The organism is Duganella sp. OV510, assembly GCF_900100205.1.
Classification (GTDB): domain Bacteria; phylum Pseudomonadota; class Gammaproteobacteria; order Burkholderiales; family Burkholderiaceae_D; genus Rugamonas.
The window spans coordinates 179,305-195,197 of record NZ_FNEQ01000003.1; the positions used below are offsets into that span (position 1 = coordinate 179,305).

General features: G+C 62.6%; 13 protein-coding genes. 5 read left to right on the forward strand and 8 right to left on the reverse strand.

The window, feature by feature from the left end:
- Positions 1 to 36 precede the first annotated feature (36 nt).
- Together BLS51_RS10645 and BLS51_RS10650 are read left to right on the forward strand one after the other, a co-directional pair.
- Positions 37 to 936 (forward strand): LysR family transcriptional regulator, encoded by a 900-nt coding sequence (locus BLS51_RS10645; protein WP_090182961.1) that lies wholly within the window; start codon positions 37 to 39, stop codon positions 934 to 936.
- A gap of 77 nt (positions 937 to 1,013) precedes the next feature.
- The gene (locus tag BLS51_RS10650; protein ID WP_090182959.1) at positions 1,014 to 1,295 is read left to right on the forward strand and encodes a hypothetical protein; all 282 of its coding nucleotides are present in this window, start codon (positions 1,014 to 1,016) and stop codon (positions 1,293 to 1,295) included.
- Here the strand turns inward: BLS51_RS10650 and BLS51_RS10655 are convergent.
- The 3 genes from BLS51_RS10655 to BLS51_RS10665 all read right to left on the reverse strand — a co-directional run bounded on the left by BLS51_RS10655 (position 1,287) and on the right by BLS51_RS10665 (position 7,491).
- Complete coding sequence (locus BLS51_RS10655) at positions 1,287 to 2,633, reverse strand: enolase C-terminal domain-like protein (protein ID WP_090182957.1); 1,347 nt, start codon at positions 2,631 to 2,633, stop codon at positions 1,287 to 1,289. The two genes, BLS51_RS10650 and BLS51_RS10655, sit on opposite strands and share 9 nt — an antisense overlap.
- Before the next feature lie 29 nt (positions 2,634 to 2,662).
- Positions 2,663 to 4,324, reverse strand: coding sequence for a GH35 family beta-galactosidase (locus tag BLS51_RS10660; RefSeq protein WP_090182955.1), 1,662 nt, complete (start codon positions 4,322 to 4,324; stop codon positions 2,663 to 2,665).
- A gap of 77 nt (positions 4,325 to 4,401) precedes the next feature.
- The gene (locus BLS51_RS10665) at positions 4,402 to 7,491 is read right to left on the reverse strand and encodes a TonB-dependent receptor (protein WP_090182954.1); all 3,090 of its coding nucleotides are present in this window, start codon (positions 7,489 to 7,491) and stop codon (positions 4,402 to 4,404) included.
- Positions 7,492 to 7,821: 330 nt separating this feature from the next.
- On the opposite strand from BLS51_RS10665, the gene BLS51_RS30510 reads away from it, so the two are divergent.
- Positions 7,822 to 8,283 carry a glycine zipper 2TM domain-containing protein gene (locus BLS51_RS30510; protein ID WP_090182952.1) on the forward strand — a complete coding sequence of 154 codons (462 nt, stop codon included), beginning with the start codon at positions 7,822 to 7,824 and terminating at the stop codon, positions 8,281 to 8,283.
- Between the two features lie 34 nt (positions 8,284 to 8,317).
- Here the strand turns inward: BLS51_RS30510 and BLS51_RS10675 are convergent, their stop codons facing one another.
- Both BLS51_RS10675 and BLS51_RS10680 read right to left on the reverse strand, forming a co-directional pair.
- Positions 8,318 to 9,850 carry a S10 family peptidase gene (locus BLS51_RS10675; RefSeq protein WP_090182950.1) on the reverse strand — a complete coding sequence of 511 codons (1,533 nt, stop codon included), beginning with the start codon at positions 9,848 to 9,850 and terminating at the stop codon, positions 8,318 to 8,320.
- A gap of 38 nt (positions 9,851 to 9,888) precedes the next feature.
- Positions 9,889 to 11,169, reverse strand: coding sequence for a BNR repeat-containing protein (locus BLS51_RS10680; RefSeq protein ID WP_229207539.1), 1,281 nt, complete (start codon positions 11,167 to 11,169; stop codon positions 9,889 to 9,891).
- Positions 11,170 to 11,282: 113 nt separating this feature from the next.
- On the opposite strand from BLS51_RS10680, the gene BLS51_RS10685 reads away from it, so the two are divergent.
- The gene (locus tag BLS51_RS10685; protein WP_090182946.1) at positions 11,283 to 11,744 is read left to right on the forward strand and encodes a hypothetical protein; all 462 of its coding nucleotides are present in this window, start codon (positions 11,283 to 11,285) and stop codon (positions 11,742 to 11,744) included.
- 12 nt (positions 11,745 to 11,756) lie between these two features.
- Here the strand turns inward: BLS51_RS10685 and BLS51_RS10690 are convergent, their stop codons facing one another.
- Genes BLS51_RS10690 through BLS51_RS10700 form a run of 3 tightly spaced genes read right to left on the reverse strand, consistent with a single transcriptional unit; the run spans position 11,757 to position 14,969 of the window.
- Positions 11,757 to 12,980 carry an ABC transporter permease gene (locus BLS51_RS10690; protein ID WP_229207538.1) on the reverse strand — a complete coding sequence of 408 codons (1,224 nt, stop codon included), beginning with the start codon at positions 12,978 to 12,980 and terminating at the stop codon, positions 11,757 to 11,759.
- A 16-nt stretch (positions 12,981 to 12,996) separates the two neighbouring features.
- A complete protein-coding gene (locus tag BLS51_RS10695; protein WP_090182944.1) occupies positions 12,997 to 13,731 on the reverse strand; it encodes an ABC transporter ATP-binding protein in 735 nt (244 codons plus the stop codon).
- Positions 13,728 to 14,969 (reverse strand): efflux RND transporter periplasmic adaptor subunit, encoded by a 1,242-nt coding sequence (locus BLS51_RS10700; RefSeq protein ID WP_090182942.1) that lies wholly within the window; start codon positions 14,967 to 14,969, stop codon positions 13,728 to 13,730. The genes BLS51_RS10695 and BLS51_RS10700 overlap by 4 nt, the downstream gene beginning before the upstream one ends.
- Positions 14,970 to 15,185: 216 nt before the next feature.
- Between BLS51_RS10700 and BLS51_RS10705 the strand changes: the two genes are divergently transcribed.
- Positions 15,186 to 15,881 carry a dienelactone hydrolase family protein gene (locus BLS51_RS10705; protein ID WP_090182939.1) on the forward strand — a complete coding sequence of 232 codons (696 nt, stop codon included), beginning with the start codon at positions 15,186 to 15,188 and terminating at the stop codon, positions 15,879 to 15,881.
- Positions 15,882 to 15,893 lie beyond the last annotated feature (12 nt).

A 15,893-nucleotide genomic window follows, 5' to 3' on the forward strand; every position in this document is an offset into this window, starting at 1 on the left:
AAAATTAAAATCACTATCCATACAGAGGAATAATCGATGAATCAGTTGCTGGCGATACGGGCGTTTGCCCGCGTGGTCGAGGCGGGCAGTTTCACGCGCGCCGCCGATTCGCTCGACATGCCGAATGCCACGCTGAGCAAGCTGGTGCAGGAGCTGGAGGCGCATCTGGGCGTGCGCCTGCTGCAGCGGACCACGCGGCGCGTCACGGTCACGCCGGAAGGCCAGCATTACTACGAGAAGACGGCGCTGATCCTGCGCACGCTGGAGGACGTCGACAGCTCGTTCAATATCGCGCAGAGCAAGCCGCGCGGGCAGTTGCGCATCGATGTCGGCGGTTCAACGGCGCGCGATGTACTGATTCCGGCGCTGCCGGAGTTCCTGGCGCGCTACCCGGATATCCGCATCGATCTGGGCGTGTCGGACCGATCGGTCGACATGATCAGCGATAACGTCGATTGCGTGATACGCGGTGGCCCGCTGGACAATTCCTCGCTGATCGCCCGCCCCATCGGCCAGGCGGCGATGGTGACCTGCGCCACGCCGGCCTACCTGAAGCAGTATGGTGTGCCGGCCTATCCGGACGAGCTGAAGAACGGCCACCGCCTGGTTGCCTATATGCTGGCGCAGAGCAATCGCGCAGTGCCGTTCCGCTTTTTCCACGCCGGCGAAAAAACCGAGATCAAGGTCGAGCACCGGGTCGGCGTCAACGAAAGCAATGGCCATATGGCGGCCGGCCTGGCGGGACTGGGCATCATCCAGACTTTCGCCTACGCAGCCGCACCCGCGCTGAAGGATGGCACGCTGGTCGAGATCCTGAAGAAATGGCGGCCGCCGCCCTACCCGTTCCACGTCGTCTATCCGCAGAACCGCCATGTCTCGCACCGCCTGCGCGTCTTCATCGACTGGCTGCTGGAGAGCTTCCCGCAGCGATTGTGAGGCCGCACCTTTGAGCCAGATCAAAGCTTGCAATGGATGAGGGAACAGGATGAGAGCTCATCCGCAGGAGCGCCATCATGAACATTAGTTTCGATAACCGCAAATACGCAATGCGCTTAACCGAGGCAGGCATGTCGCCAGCACTCGCAGACATTCACGTTGAAATGACGGCGGACGTCATGAGAGCGTTGCAGGCGCTGGACTCGCGCCTGCAACGTACGGACGACAAGCTCGCCGTTCTCAAAGCAGAACTGGAAGCGAAGATCGCCGACACCCGGACCGAAATCATCAAGTGGGTCGTCAGTGTCGGCATCCTGCAATCATCGCTGATTGCAGCTTTGTTGCTGCGCTTAACCTAAGCTCGGGCGCTTTGGCGAGTAGGTCCAGCCTGGGACCAGGTAGCGCATCGCCATCGCATCGTCACGCGCGGTGGTGGCGACTTTTTTGTACAGCTGGTGCGCCGCTTCGATGCGATCCAGGTCCGGCTCGATGCCGAGGCCCGGCTTCTGCGGCACCTGCACCGCACCGCCGACGATCTGCAGCGGTTCCTTGGTCAGGCGCTCCTGGCCTTCCTGCCAGATCCAGTGCGTATCGATGGCGGTGATGTTGCCCGGCGCCGCAGCGGCCGCGTGGGTGAACATCGCCAGCGAAACATCGAAGTGATTATTCGAGTGCGAGCCCCAGGTCAGCCCCCACTGTTCGCACAGCTGCGCCAGGCGCACCGAACCCTGCATGGTCCAGAAGTGCGGATCGGCCAGCGGAATATCCACCGCGCCCAACAGGTGCGAATGCGCCATCTGGCGCCAGTCGGTGGCGACCATATTGGTGGCGGTCGGGATGCCGGTGGCACGGCGGAACTCGGCCATGATTTCGCGGCCCGAGTAGCCATTCTCCGGGCCGCAGGGATCTTCGGCATACGCCATGATGTGGCCCTGGCCCTTGCAGATCTCGATCGCCTCGCGCAGCGACCAGGCGCCGTTCGGGTCCAGCGTCACGCGCGAATCCGGATAGCGCTTCTTGATCGCGGCGATGGCTTCCATTTCCACCGCGCCCGCCATCACGCCGCCCTTCAGCTTGAAATCCTGGAAGCCGTATTTCTCCACCGTGGCTTCCGCCAGTTCGACGATGGCGGCTGGCGTCATTGCCTCTTCGTTGCGGCGCTTGTACCAGCCGCTCTGTCCTTCGCCGGCCTGATACGGCAGGTCAGTGCGCTGCCGGTCGCCGATGTAGAACAGGTAAGCCAGCATCGGCACGCTGTCGCGCTGCTGGCCGGAGCCCAGCAGTTCGCACACCGGTACGCCCAGGTGCTGGCCCAGCAGGTCGAGCAGCGCCGCTTCCACGGCAGTGACCACGTTATCCAGGCGCAGATTGATTTCGTGCGGCTGTTTCAGCACTTCCGCTTCGGCCGCCGACGTCACCTGATGGTGGCCGCCGATCGCCGCGCGGATCGCGTTCAGCGTGCGGTTGTACAGGCCGATCTGCGTGCCCACCACCAGCGGCACCGAGCGCTCCAGCGCCGCCAGGATGCCGGCGCCGCCCGGCACTTCGCCGATGCCGGTATTGCCGGCGCTGTCGGTCAGCAGCACCAGGTTGCGCGTGAAATAAGGCGCGTGCGCGCCGCACAGGTTGAGCAGCATGCTGTCGTAGCCCGCTACCGGGACGACGCGCATGGCGGTGATGACAGGGGAATTGCTCATGGTTCTACTCCAGATAAGTTCAGTTCATTTCAGCGATAGCGGTACAGCTTCACGCGCTGCATGGTGTAGCCATCGCCCGGCAAATTGATGTGGCGGCCCTGGTGGGTCTGGTCGCCGTTCAGCCAGCGCCCTTCCTTCCAGCGGCCTTTTTCATACGTGCCCTCGACCGCCTTCTCGATACCGGCCAGCGAACCGTCGCTGCCGCCGAAAACAAAGGTCAGGCCCTTGCCCGCCACCAGGAATTCATCGTCGCCGGTCTGGATCACCAGGCCGCCGCGCGTCTGCACTTCGGCAGGCTTGAGTTTTTCCCATGGCGCGTTGAAGCTGACGGTCAGCGTGTAGCCGCCCAGCTGCACCGTCTGCGGCGCGGTATCGACTTCGCCCTCAAACGACATCGGCGCCTTGAAGCCGCGGATCTTGCCGCTGCCCTGGTACTGGTTGATCACCGGCGCGATCTGCTTCAGCACGCGATAGGCCTGTGGCAGCGAATAGCTGCCGTCCTTGACCTCATCGATGGCAAACGGCGAGAAGCCAAACGCGTCGTGCTCGCCGATCGCGTAGAACGCATCGGCGCCGGCATCGCTGCGGTCGGCCTGGTTGCCTTCCGGGACAAACAACGGATTGTCCGGACGCTTGAACTGCTTGGCCCAGTGCGCGAAGTTAGGGAAGTAGATGTCGATCGACAGCACGTCCACCGACGGCGCGCCCGGCTTCCACACATCGAACAGATGCGGCAGCGGACCGGCGCTCGGATACTCGCCCGGCCGCTTGCCCGGCCGTGGCAGCGCCACGTTCACATACATCGGCAGCGGATACACGGCCTTGCCTGCGGCGGTCAGCGATTCGACAAAGCGCGCATAGTGCCAGGCCTGGAACACTTCCTCGGTCTCGATGGTGTCGCCAAACACGTCCGCCCAGCTGCCCGAGGCGCGTGCGCCGCGCGACTCCCACGCCGCTTTCAGCGCTGGCTGCAAGGTGGCGCGGTTGGCGGCCAGATAGCTGGTCAGCGCGGCAGGCACCGGCTCCCGCCAGGCGGCATTGGCGGCAGCGCTGTAGTCGCGCACTTCCGGCAGCATGCCGATTTCATTTTCCACCTGCACCATCAGCACCGTGTGCTGCGTGTCGACCTGCTTCAGGTGCGCCATCAGCGCGCGATAAGCAGCGGTGTCGGCGGCCAGCGTGGCCGGCGCGAACGGCGTCAGGATCTCTTGCGCGACACCGGCGCGTGTGCGTGCGCGCGGGAAGCGCTGGCTGTCTTTCTTCACCCAGGCCGGCACATAGGTCGACATGGAATTCTTCCACGCGCCAAACCACAGCAGCACCAGCTTGGTGTTGTTGGCGCGCGCCTGTTTCAGCATGCCATCCAGTACGCTGAAATCAAAGCGCCCTTCGACCGGCTCGATCTGGTCCCACTCGACCGGCGCCAGCACGGTGTTGACTTCGGCCGCCTTCAAGGTCGGCCACAAGGTATTCAGGTATTCAGGCTGGGAAGCGGACGAGTTGTTCAACTCCCCGCCAAGAATCAAAAACGGTTGATCGTCGACGATCAGCTGGGTGGCGCTGCCCTGCTTGCGCAGGTGCGGCGGCGTGGCGGCATTGGCGGCATTGGCGGCGCTGATGGCCGTCCAGCCCAGCAAGGCGACAGCGACTGCGCAAGCGGCGGCGCGTACTTTGCGGGTCGGTGCATGCATGGCTGCTCCTAAAAAAAACCGCCCCATAAAGGGGCGGGCGGAAAAGGCCCCGCAGGGAGACGGGGGGGCCAGACGATTTAGAACTTGGCGCGCAGGCCCAGCGAGTAGGTACGGCCTGGGGAGTACTGCGTGAACAGCGCGTTCGAGTATTGGAAGTAACCGCTACGCGAATTGTTGCCCAGGTTGACGATGTCGAAGTTCAGCGTAGGCCAGTTGTCCTTGTCGAACACTTCCGCCAGGTCGATGCTCGACGAGAAGTCCAGCTGCTTGTAGTCGTTGCCATACAGCGCGGCCTGGGTGATGCCGTTCTGGTTGGCCGAGGCGTTCTGGCTGCCTTTCGAGAAGGTGTGCGCCAGGCGCGCCATGTAGCCGTGGTTCTCGTAGTAGATCGAGAAGTTGTTGGTACGCTTAGGTACGCCCAGGGCCACGAAGCCGGCCGAGCCTTCGCCGCTGGCGCGCTGGTTGATGAAGGTTGCCGTCTCGCTGATGCCGAAGCCACGGATAGGCAGGATCTTGTCCAGCGGTTGCACCCAGCCCAGCTCCAGGCCACGGATACGCAGGTCGCCATCGGCGTTGCGGGCACGGGTCAGCACCACGGTGGCAGCGTCAGGACCGCCACGCGAATTGATCGCGGTCTGCTGGTTAGGCGTCAGCGTGCCGTAGTTGATGCCGTAGGCGGCCAGCGAGCTGAATGGCGCGGTGACGTTCTCGTTGATGGTGAAGCCTTCAACGTTTTTCTGGAACACGGTCAGGCTGACGTAGCCTTCGCGGCCGGTGTACCAGTCGATGCCCAGGTCGATATTATCCGACAGGTAAGGCTTCAGCGCTGGATTGCCGACCGAACCGATGTCCGCCGAGACCGACGAGAAGTTCACGCCAGGACGCAGCGCGTTCGGGTCGGCGCGGGTCATGCTGCGCGACAGGGCGGCGCGCGCCACCAGGTTTTCACGCAGATTGACAGCGATGGTGCCCGATGGCAGCGTGTTGTTGTAGGTGGTTTCCTGATACACCCACTGATCCATGTTTGGATACTTGCTGCCGTTCAGCGTCAGGCTGGCGTTGCGCGGATCGGCGATCGAGTTCAGCGAGCCCACCGACTGCTTGGTGCGGACGTAGCGTACGCCGGCGTTGTAGCGGGTCGGGAAGCCGGCCAGTTCGGTCTTGCCGTTGGCTTCGAAATACAGGCCGGTGGTTTTCTCGCCGATGAAGCCCGAGCTGGCGCCGGTCGACGACGCGCCGCTGGCCGGTGCGTTGTTATAGAACGACTGATAGTTCGAATCCTTGGCGAACCGGTCCCAGTCCACGACCACCTTGCCATACGGGCCAGGCACGATGTAGCTAGCCAGCGCGCTTTGCGGAATCAGCGAACCGCCGTAGGTCAGCGGCGTGGTGGCGCCGGCGGTGTAGCCGGTGCCGTAGCCTGGATACAGCGCAGCAGCGCTGGCGCCCGGGGTCGACGCACCGTTACAGGCTGGTGCACCGTTCGGGCCTTGCAGGAACACGCTAGGATTGTTGCCGCACACCGCAGCTTGCCATGCGGCCGAGTTGTCGGAGGCGCGGATGGTGCGGGTGATGTCGTCGTAAGCGATACCGCCCTTCAGGTTGAACTTCTCGTCGCCCCAGGTCAGATCGCTGTGGAAGCCCTTGGTCTTGGTGTCGCGGAACTCGTTCTGGATGTTGACGCGGCCGGTGTTCCACACATAGTTGGCCGGGTTGTTCAGATCGGTGCTGGAGACGATCGACGGAATGCCACCGTTGTTGGCGTAGGTGACGGTGTTGCCGCTGTTCGGTGCGGTGATCAGGTAAACCGTCGGCGCTTCGTGGCTGAACTTACTCTTGGTGTAGTTGACTTGCGCATCCAGTTTCAGGGTCGGGGTGATCTTCCACTCCATGCCCGGATTGATGCCGAGCATGTCGACCTTGTCGCGGCGGTAGCCGTGCTCGAAGAAGTTCTGCGTGTTGGCGAAGGTGCCGCCGGTGACCGTGCAACCGTTGCTGCAATCGGATTTGTCGACCGTCATGTTCAGCGGGATCATGCCGCCGTTACGCACCGACCAGTCGTAGTCCATACGCGTCATGTTGTCGTCGCGCTTGCTGTACATGGTGTCCAGGTAGAAGTGCAGCGCGTCCGACGGACGGTATTCGGCGCTGAAGATCGCCGAGCCCTTGTCCTTGGTGCCGTAGTAATCCATGGTACGGCCCAGGCGCGGCACGATGCCCTTGTTGATCTGGTCGATGGTCAGGCCCGGGTTGTGCGCCAGCAGCCATGCCTGGTCGATCACTTCGCCGGTGACCAGGCCGTTGCCGGCGCCAGCTGGCACGGTGGCAGGGATGGTCCAGTTGCCGCCGCCGGTGCTGTTGCGGCCAGGGCCGGTGTTTTGCGCAGCCGACAGGTTGGCGTTGGTGTAGCCGACGGTTTCCCAGCCGGTGGTGTGGATTTGCTGGCGCGACAGGGCGATGCCGCCCAGGATGCCCCAGTTGCCGAAAGTCTGGCTGGCGATGATCGAGCCGCGGCCGCCGGTCTTGTCAGCGATCTTCTGCTTGGTGGCGGTGTAGCTGGCGCTGACGTATTTGCCTTCCTTGTCGAACGGACGGGCGCTGCGCAGATTGACCACACCAGCGGCGCCGCCTTCGATCATGCCGGCGGTCGGGCTCTTGCTGACGGTCAGCTTGGTGAACAGGTCGGTTGGCAGCAGGTCGAGGTCGACCTCGCGGTTGGTGTTGGCGCCGTCGATCGGGCCCGACGATGCCACGGCCACCGGCGCGCCGTTCAGCAGGATCTTGGTGAAGCTCGAACCCAGGCCACGGATCTGGATGGTGGCGCCTTCGCCGGTGATGTCGCGCGACACGCCAACGCCTGGGATGCGGCTCAGCGATTCAGCGATGTTCTTGTCCGGGAATTTACCGATGTCTTCGGCGTTGATCGAATCCTGGAAGCCAACGGACTCTTTTTTGTCCTTGGCCGACGACAGCAGCGAGTTGCGGTAGCCGCTGACCTTGACGACGGTCATGCCGGCGTCATCCTGCACGGCAGCGTCTTGTGCCGCTGGCGCAGCGGCTTGTGGCGCTTCCTGAGCGTATGATTGCGCTATCAAACCTGCCATGACGGTCAGGGTGAACGCGACTTTCCGGCCAGCATGCCGGGATTTGTGTTGTTTAACTAACATTGCCAGTCTCCTTCGGGGTAGATCACCGTGGTTATTGTTATGAATCACGCAACTTGCTGCATAAATGGTTGCGCGATCATTTGAGTGTAAAAGTTTTTAAAAGTTATTGTCAACCAAAATTAATCGCAAAATGTTATACGCTACCATTTGATATTAAAGTGCTATCGCAACAGGCGCATGTCCAGAGGGGAAACACGTTTGGGGGAGGAAAAGGACAGGTGTGGCGGCGTAACAACTGCTTACGATCGAAACACTTTTTAGGTCACCGCTTGTGTCGGCCGCTGCGTTGTAGGGGAAAGCGCCACTGATGGCGTATTCAGGAGAAATCAAATGGAAAATTCCCGCATGCACCCGATGATGATTGTGGCCGCCACCTCGGTAACCCTGGTCAGCCTGCTTGGCGCCGCTTCCATTGCCGGCATTCTGCCTAATTCGCAGGCAAAGCAGAACGAGATGACGGCGCCGGTGGCCGCGCAAGCCGCTGTACCTGCCGCGTCGCCCTTGCCTTCTGCTTCTGCCAAGCCTGCCGCTCCCGCGCCAGCCCCGCGCCGTGTGGTCGAACATAAAACTGTGGTACATCACAGCTATGCGCAAGCGCCAGCCCCGGCGCCCGCTCCCGCTCCGGTCGCGCAAAACAGCCCGCTGGGCATGGGCATCGGTGCAGTGGTCGGCGGCCTGCTCGGTAACCAGGTCGGCAGCGGCAATGGCCGCAAGCTGGCGACGGTTGCCGGCGCGGTAGGCGGCGCTTACGCCGGCAACGAAATTGCCAAACGCAACCAGCAGCAGCAATAAAAAAAATGCCCGGCGAGAGCCGGGCTTTGCTACATCAGTACTTGGCTGGCGCGTTAGGCGCCGGGGTCGCAGAGCGGATGAAATCGCGCAGGTCGTCGTTGGAGGTCGCCAGGTCTTCCGAACGCAGATACATCATGTGGCCGCTGCGGTAGCCCTCGAAGCGCAGCCGATCCTTCATCTTGCCGCTCGGGTCCAGTTGCCACATGGTGTACTTGGCGTCGAAGTAGGTGCAGGCGCCATCGTAGTAGCCCGACTGTATCATCACCTTCAGGTAAGGATTGGCGGCCATCGCCAGGCGCAGGTTCTCGCCGGTGTTCTCGTTCTTGAAGTCCCACGGATGCACATCGCCGAACAGGTTGTACTTGATGTCGGTCTTGAAGCCCAGGTCATTGCGCAGGTACTGGTTGATGGCCGGCGTGAACGAATGCAGCCACGAGGTCAGCTCGGCGTTGTAATCGACCTTGTCGCCGGCGTCACGCTTGTCGATGCCGAGGTAGCGCGAGTCGAGGCGGCCGACAGTCTTGCCCTGCTTGCGCAGCAGCTCTTTCCAGAACTGCTGCGGTTGCACCGACAGATTATTCTGCAACACATACTCCTGCGACAAGCCGGAATAGCGCGCGATCTTGGCCGCAATCTGCACCCGCTTCTGCGGATCGAGGAAGCCGCCCTTGGCCAGCGCCGGCAGCAGTTCGTCGGTGGTGAAAGCCTCCACTTCCGGCAGCAGGTCTTTCAGGTCGCGCGCCTGCAAGTCGGCCGGCAGCGCCTTCTGATACCAGGCGGTGGCGGCGTAGTACGGCACTTTCAGTGCATCGTCCACCACGCCATCGCGCTTCAGGCCCAGCTCCGTCGGCGACACCAGCACCACGCCGTTCAGGTACATCCACTGCGCGTTTTGCAGTTCCAGCGCCAGGCCGGCCACGCGGGTGGTGCCATAGCTTTCGCCGATCAGGTATTTCGGCGACGTCCAGCGGCCCTCGCGCGAGACGAAGGTGCTGACCCATTCGGCCAGGTATTGAATGTCGGCGTTGACGCCGAAGAAGCGCGCACGGTCGGCCTTGCCGTCGAGGATGCGCGAGAAGCCGGTGTTGACCGGATCGATGTAGATGATGTCGGCCACGTCGAGGATCGAATGCGGATTGTCCTTCACGCCGTAAGGCTGTACCGGATAGCCCTCTGAATCCAGGTTCAGCACTTTAGGGCCGGTGTAGGCGACGTGCATCCACACCGACGCCGAACCAGGGCCGCCGTTAAACGACAGCACCAGCGGGCGCTTGCTCTTGTCGCTGACATCGCTGCGCTGATAGTAGGTGTAGAACAGCGACGCGGTCACCTTGCCATCCTTGTCCCACACCGGCTGCGTGCCGGCAGTCACTTTGTACGGCACCACCTTGCCCTTGATGGTGACTTGCCCGGTTTTGCTGACCTGTGAATCTGCTTTCAGTAAACGCTCGCTTGCTTGTAGCTCCGCAGCGCGTTCCTTGCTGAGTGCGGGCGCCTTGTCGGCGTCCTGTGCGTGGGTAACGGTGCTGACAGCCAGCAGCGCAATGAGGGCAAGCTTGGATTTCATGGCATCTCTCAAGGTGGAAAGAACCTATAGTAGAAGTTCTAAGGTTTCCAGTCCAGCACTTGTACTGACTGCGGCGCAACACTTGCCTGCCCTTCGCCATCGACCTGTTGTACGTTCTGGACAAACAGGCTGAGCGTGCCGTTGCGGCGCCACAGTTCGGTGTCGAAGCTGGGCTCCCACGCGCCGACGCTGAACGATGTCAGGTCGCGCACCTGCCACGCGCCGCGCGCGATATCAGCGGTGCTGGCCACCGACACCTTGCTGCCGCGCTCCTCGTCGCGGAACACCAGCAACGCGCCGCCATCGTTGACCATGATCTGCGGCCGTGCGATCGGAATGCGCTTGGTGCCCTGGCCGCTGAGCGAGAACGAGGTCTTGCGGAATTCCAGCGCGCGCACTTGCCAGGCCGCGCCGTCGTGATAGATCACATGGTACTGCGGCACGCTGGCGCCGGCGTCGCGCCAGTAGCTGGCGATGTAGGGACGGCCGTGCTGGTCGGCCGCCATCGAGGTCTGGTTAATCAACTCGCTGTTCTGCGGAATGCGCAGCGCATACTCGGCGCTGGCGGCGCTGACCGGCAGCGTGTACGGCGTGCCGTCCGAGCGTTCCCACGTCACACCGCCGTCGCGCGAGCGCGCATACGCCATGTCATGGTTGCTGGCCACGTCCGGCGATTCGCGCCACACCCACGACAGGTGCAGCGTACCGCGATGATCGAGAAATGCCTGCCAGTAGGCGTTGCGCTTGCCCTCGCCGGTAATCAGATTGCTGTGCAGCCGCGTCCACTTCTGCGTGGCCGGATCGTAGCGGTTGATCATCAGGTCGCCACGCCCGGAGCCGCCCAGGCGATAGAAGAACAACAACCTGCCATCCGGCAGGCGGTGGAACTCGGGATAGGACAGCTCGTCTTCGTCGCTGCCGACCATGGCCTGCTTCGGCCCCAGTTCCAGCGATCCCGGCGCCACGCTGCGCGCATAGCGCAGCGGATTGTTGTGGTGATCCCACGACACATGCAGATAGCCGGCGCCATCGGCCATGATGCTGATGGTGTTGTGCGCGTCGGCCGCATTGCCTTGCCAGGCGCTGCGCCGCACAGTCCACCGGCTGCTGCCCAGCTTGCGCTTGCCCAGCACCAGATAGCGCTCGGCGTCGTAGTAGGCGACGTACTGCGTATCGCCCTGCGTCACCAGCGAATTCTTGCGGAACACCACCGCGTTGACCGAGTTATTGGCCCAGCCATCGCCAACGGTGGACAACACCGGCGCCGCAGCCGCCTGAAGGGACGCAGCCGCCAAGGCCGCCAGGAGAAGTCGTTTCATCATGCAATTCATGCTACGCAAACCACAGATATAGATCAATACCTCAACAATTTCCAGGTGGAAAATATGAGATAATTCCTGCCGTAAAACTGGCGCCCTAAAAAATTGTCGCTATGACCACCGAACACGACCATACCCCCTACCTCGATCAGCTGCACGACGATCCGCATAGTTTTTGGAAATCGCGGATACGGGCTTGCCGCTGGATGATCGTCAAAACCATCTGCCTGGGCGCGCTAGCGGCCGGGCTGGGCGTCCTGGGCCAGGGCTGGCTGGAAAAAGCCGCGCCGATCTTCCCCTTCATCAGCCAGAACTACGGCATCTGGCAGTCCGCCTACCTGCTGTCGCTGATCCTGGTGTTCCTGCTGTGGGCGGCCGCCATGCGGCAAAAGGCCGGGCTGCTGCAAAACAGCAAGCAGGGCCTGAAAACCCAGCAACGCATCGACGAGCAAAACGCCCGCATCGAGGAGCGGCGCCGCGCCAATCGCGAACGCCGCGAACAGGTGCGCCAGGAGCGTGAAGAGCACACCATTTACTTCAAGGCGACCGGCCGCAGCAAGAAATTCGAATACTGATCAACTTCGTGATTATTCGTAGCGCAAGCAGTCAACCGGCAACAGTTTCGATGCGCGGCGCGCCGGATAGAAGCCGAAGAACACGCCCACCAGGCTGGAAAAGCCGCACGCCACGATCACCGCCTGCAAGGTAATGTCGACATCGAACTTGCCGGTGGCCGTGATGCCGGCCGCCGCCAGGCTGGCCAGCACGATGCCGAAGATGCCGCCCACCAGGCAGATCACCACCGCCTCGGTCAGGAACTGCAGCAGCACGTCGCGCGGCTTGGCGCCGATCGCCATGCGGATGCCGATTTCGCGGGTGCGCTCGGTCACCGACACCAGCATGATATTCATGATGCCGATGCCGCCCACCACCAGCGAGATCGCGCCGATCAGCGCCAGCAGCGCGGCGATGCCGGCGCTGATCTTCTGCGCCGTCTCGGCGAACGAGGCCAGGTTATCGATGCGGAAATCGTCCGGCTGGTCGATCTTGATATGGTGGCGGTCGCGCAGCGTTTCACCGATGTCGAGGATGGCATCCTGCAGGTTGCCGCCGGATTTACCCTGCGCCACCACATAGTGCACATTGCCGGGGAACTGCATCTTCACCAGGTTGGCGGCAGCAGCGGTGATCGGCACGATGACATATTCGCTCAAGTCGCCGCCATCCACCTGCTTGCCCTCGCCGTACAGCACGCCCACCACCTGGAACGAGACGTTCTCGATGCGGATGTACTTGCCCAGCGGGTCCTGCTTGTAGAAGAACTGGTCGGCGATCTTGCGGCCGATGACCACCATGCGGGCGGACGCGCGCACGTCGGCATCACTGAAGGCGCTGCCCTTGTCGATCTTCCAGCCACGGATCTTGAACATCGCCGGCGATACGCCGTGCACGGTCTTGCCGGCGTTCTCGTTGCCCACCGACAGATTGAAGCTGCCTTGCAGCACCGGCGCCGCGCCCGACAGCGACGGCAGCTGGTTCAGCGCCTCGGCGTCGCGTACCGTCAACGCCGGCTGCGCGCCGCTGCGCATGCGCTGCTGCTGCGCGCGGTCGCCGCCGGGCGAGATGAACAGCATATTGGTACCCAGCTGTTCAAGTTCCTTGCCGATAAAGCGCTTCATGCTGTCGCCCACCGCCAGCAACAGCACCACCGAGGTGATGCCGATGATGATGCCCAGCATGGTCAGCAGCGTGCGCAGCCGGTTCGCCAGCATCGAGCGAAACGCTTCTACCACGATCTGTAATAAATTCATATTGTTTATACCGTTTTCAATGACTCATGGCCAGTTGCTGCAAGCCTTCGGCGGCAGGGCCGTCGTACAGCACGCGGCCATCCTTCAGGCGCATCAGGCGCTTGCTGTAGGCGGCGATATCCGGCTCGTGCGTCACCAGCAGGATGGTGATGCCGCGTTCCTGGTTCAACTGCTGGAAGGAGCGCATGATCTCCTCGCTGGTCTGTGTATCCAGGTTGCCGGTCGGCTCATCGGCCAGGATCAGCGGCGGATCGCCCACCAGCGCGCGGGCGATCGCCACGCGCTGCTGCTGGCCGCCGGACAGCTGGTTCGGCGTGCGCTTGGCCATCGCCCCCAGGCCTACCCGCTCCAGTTCGATCAGCGCCTTGGCGTGCGCCCTGGAGCGCGATACGCCGGCATAGATCAGCGGCAGCGCCACGTTCTCCGCCACGCTCATGCGCTTGATCAGGTTAAAGCTCTGGAACACAAAGCCGATGGTGCGGTTGCGGATGCTGGCCAGCTGATTGCGTGACAGCGTCAGCGTGTCAACGCCGTCAAGAAAATAGCTGCCGCCGCTGGCCTGATCGAGACAGCCGAAGATATTCATCAGCGTCGACTTGCCCGAGCCGGACTGCCCCATCACCGCCAGGAAATCGCCGCGTGGCACGGCCAGGTCGATGCCGTGCAGGACTTGCGTTTCGACGCTGCCGGAGAAGTAGCTCTTGGTGACCTGGCGGATGTCGATCAGCAGCTCATTGGCCGCCGCACTCACAGCCCACCTTCCTGGCCACTGACGATGGCGCGGGTGATGACCTGATCGCCCTTCTTCAATTCGCCGCCCACCACCTCGGTGTAGCGGAAGTTGGATAGGCCGATTTTCACGTCGGTGGCTTTCGGCTGGTTTTTGGCGTCCAGCGTGTAGATGCGGAAGGTACGCGACAGGTCAGCCTTGGTGCGGAACGAAGCGTCATCATCGGCCGGCGACTCGGCGGCGGCGGCAGCGGCGGCGGCGCTGGCACTCGCGCTGGCCGATCCCGCCTTGGCGGCGGCAGCAGCCTTCTTCTGCTTCTCGATTTCCTCGTCGCTCAAGCGGAAGCGCAGCGCGGCGGTCGGCACGCGCAGCACATTCTGGCGATTGCCGACCAGCAGCCGCACCTGCGCCGTCATGCCCGGCTTCAGCAGCTCGTCCTGATTGTCGACATCCAGCACCACGTTATAGGTGACGACGTTCTGCACCACATTGGCGGCCAAACGGAACTGGCGCATGCGCGCATTGAATTCCTTGTCCGGATAGGCGTCGACCACAAAGCGCGCCTCCTGGCCTTCCTTCAGCGAGCCGACATCCGCCTCCGACACGCTGGTGTCGATCTGCATCTTGGTCAGGTCACGCGCAATCTGGAACAGCTGCGGCGTGGTGAACGACGCCGCCACCGTCTGCCCCAGGTCCACGGTACGCTTGATGATCACGCCATCGATCGGCGAGCGGATCACCGAGTTATCGAAATCTGCCTGCGCCCGCGCCAGCTGCGCCTGCGCCAGCTGGATGTTCGCCTGCGCCACATCAACCTCGCGCTTGGACTGGTCCAGCGCCAGCGGCGACAAATAATTTTGCGCCAGCAGCGACTGGTTGCGCTGATAGGTGGCCTGCGCCAGCCGCAGCGACGCCTTGGCCGACGCCAGCTGTGCATCGGCCTGACGGATCTGCGCGTTGAAGATGGTCGGGTCGAGTTTCAGCAGTACCTGGCCCTTGGTCACGCGGTCGTTGAAATCCGCTTTCAGCTCGCTCACCGTGCCAGACACTTGCGAACCGATATTGATCAGCGCCACCGGATTGATGGTGCCGGTCGCCGTCACCGTCTGCGTGATATTGCCGGTATCGACGGCTGCGGTGCGGAAGCGTGGCGCCTCCACCACAGGGGTCCTGCTTTTGGAATAGTAAGAGCCGGCAGCGCCAGCGATCACCAGCAGGCCGATGGCCAGCGCAATCTTCTTCTTTGTCAAAAAAGCCATTGTTATCAATATGTTCCGTAGTGAGGCCCGACGACGTGCGGGCCAACCCGGCAAGTATCAGACAGATTTATCTTTTAAGCAATACTACCTCTTCCGGGGAAGGGGCCGATACCCAGGCTGTGGGATATGCAAAATTGCAATGTAACTTTGCAGCTTTGTCCGTTCTCACGGCGCGCTTTCCTCCCTAAGATGGCTGCTCCAAACACGGAGGACACCATGTCAGAAACGCTTACCATCAAGGTCGCCGACGGCAGCTTCAGCTGCTACGTGGCGCGTCCCGCCAACGCCGCCAGCGCACCAGTGGTGGTGGTTCTGCAAGAGATCTTCGGCGTCAACGCCGGCATCCGCAGCATCGCCGACGACTACGCCGCCAAGGGCTATATCGCGGTTGCCCCGGACCTGTTCTGGCGCGCCGATCCCGGCCTCGACATGTCGGAAGACGAGCCGGGCGACTGGGCACGCGGCTTCGCGCTGTACAGCGCTTACGACTTTGATGGCGGCGTCAACGACATCGCCGCCGTGGTGGCGGAATCGCGCACGCTGCATGGCGCATCGGGCAAGGTCGGCGTCACCGGCTACTGCCTTGGCGGGTTGATGACCTATCTGGCCGCCGCCCGCGCCGACGCCGACGCCTTCGTCGCCTACTACGGCGGCGGCACCGAAAAATACGCTGCCGAAGCAGGCAAGGTCGGCAAGCCGCTGCTGTACCACCTGGCAGAAGAAGATGAATACATCGGCAAGGAAGCGCAAGCGACCATCAGCGCCGCCTTCCGTGCCAACCCGCACATCGAACTGCATAGCTACCCTGGTTGCAACCACGCCTTCGCGCGTCCTGGCGGCAACCACTACGACACCGCTGCCGCCACACTGGCCAACGCCCGCACCGACGCATTCTTTAAACAACACCTGTAAGGGGAGAACACC

Excerpts from the sequence above, each read along its gene's own strand:
- BLS51_RS10645 (WP_090182961.1), top strand. The coding sequence starts at position 37 with ATGAATCAGTTGCTGGCGATACGGGCGTTTGCCCGCGTGGTCGAGGCG.
- BLS51_RS10650 (WP_090182959.1), top strand. The coding sequence starts at position 1,014 with ATGAACATTAGTTTCGATAACCGCAAATACGCAATGCGCTTAACCGAG.
- BLS51_RS10655 (WP_090182957.1), bottom strand. The coding sequence starts at position 2,633 with ATGAGCAATTCCCCTGTCATCACCGCCATGCGCGTCGTCCCGGTAGCG.
- BLS51_RS10660 (WP_090182955.1), bottom strand. The coding sequence starts at position 4,324 with ATGCATGCACCGACCCGCAAAGTACGCGCCGCCGCTTGCGCAGTCGCT.
- BLS51_RS10665 (WP_090182954.1), bottom strand. The coding sequence starts at position 7,491 with ATGTTAGTTAAACAACACAAATCCCGGCATGCTGGCCGGAAAGTCGCG.
- BLS51_RS30510 (WP_090182952.1), top strand. The coding sequence starts at position 7,822 with ATGGAAAATTCCCGCATGCACCCGATGATGATTGTGGCCGCCACCTCG.
- BLS51_RS10675 (WP_090182950.1), bottom strand. The coding sequence starts at position 9,850 with ATGAAATCCAAGCTTGCCCTCATTGCGCTGCTGGCTGTCAGCACCGTT.
- BLS51_RS10680 (WP_229207539.1), bottom strand. The coding sequence starts at position 11,169 with ATGAAACGACTTCTCCTGGCGGCCTTGGCGGCTGCGTCCCTTCAGGCG.
- BLS51_RS10685 (WP_090182946.1), top strand. The coding sequence starts at position 11,283 with ATGACCACCGAACACGACCATACCCCCTACCTCGATCAGCTGCACGAC.
- BLS51_RS10690 (WP_229207538.1), bottom strand. The coding sequence starts at position 12,980 with ATGAATTTATTACAGATCGTGGTAGAAGCGTTTCGCTCGATGCTGGCG.
- BLS51_RS10700 (WP_090182942.1), bottom strand. The coding sequence starts at position 14,969 with ATGGCTTTTTTGACAAAGAAGAAGATTGCGCTGGCCATCGGCCTGCTG.
- BLS51_RS10705 (WP_090182939.1), top strand. The coding sequence starts at position 15,186 with ATGTCAGAAACGCTTACCATCAAGGTCGCCGACGGCAGCTTCAGCTGC.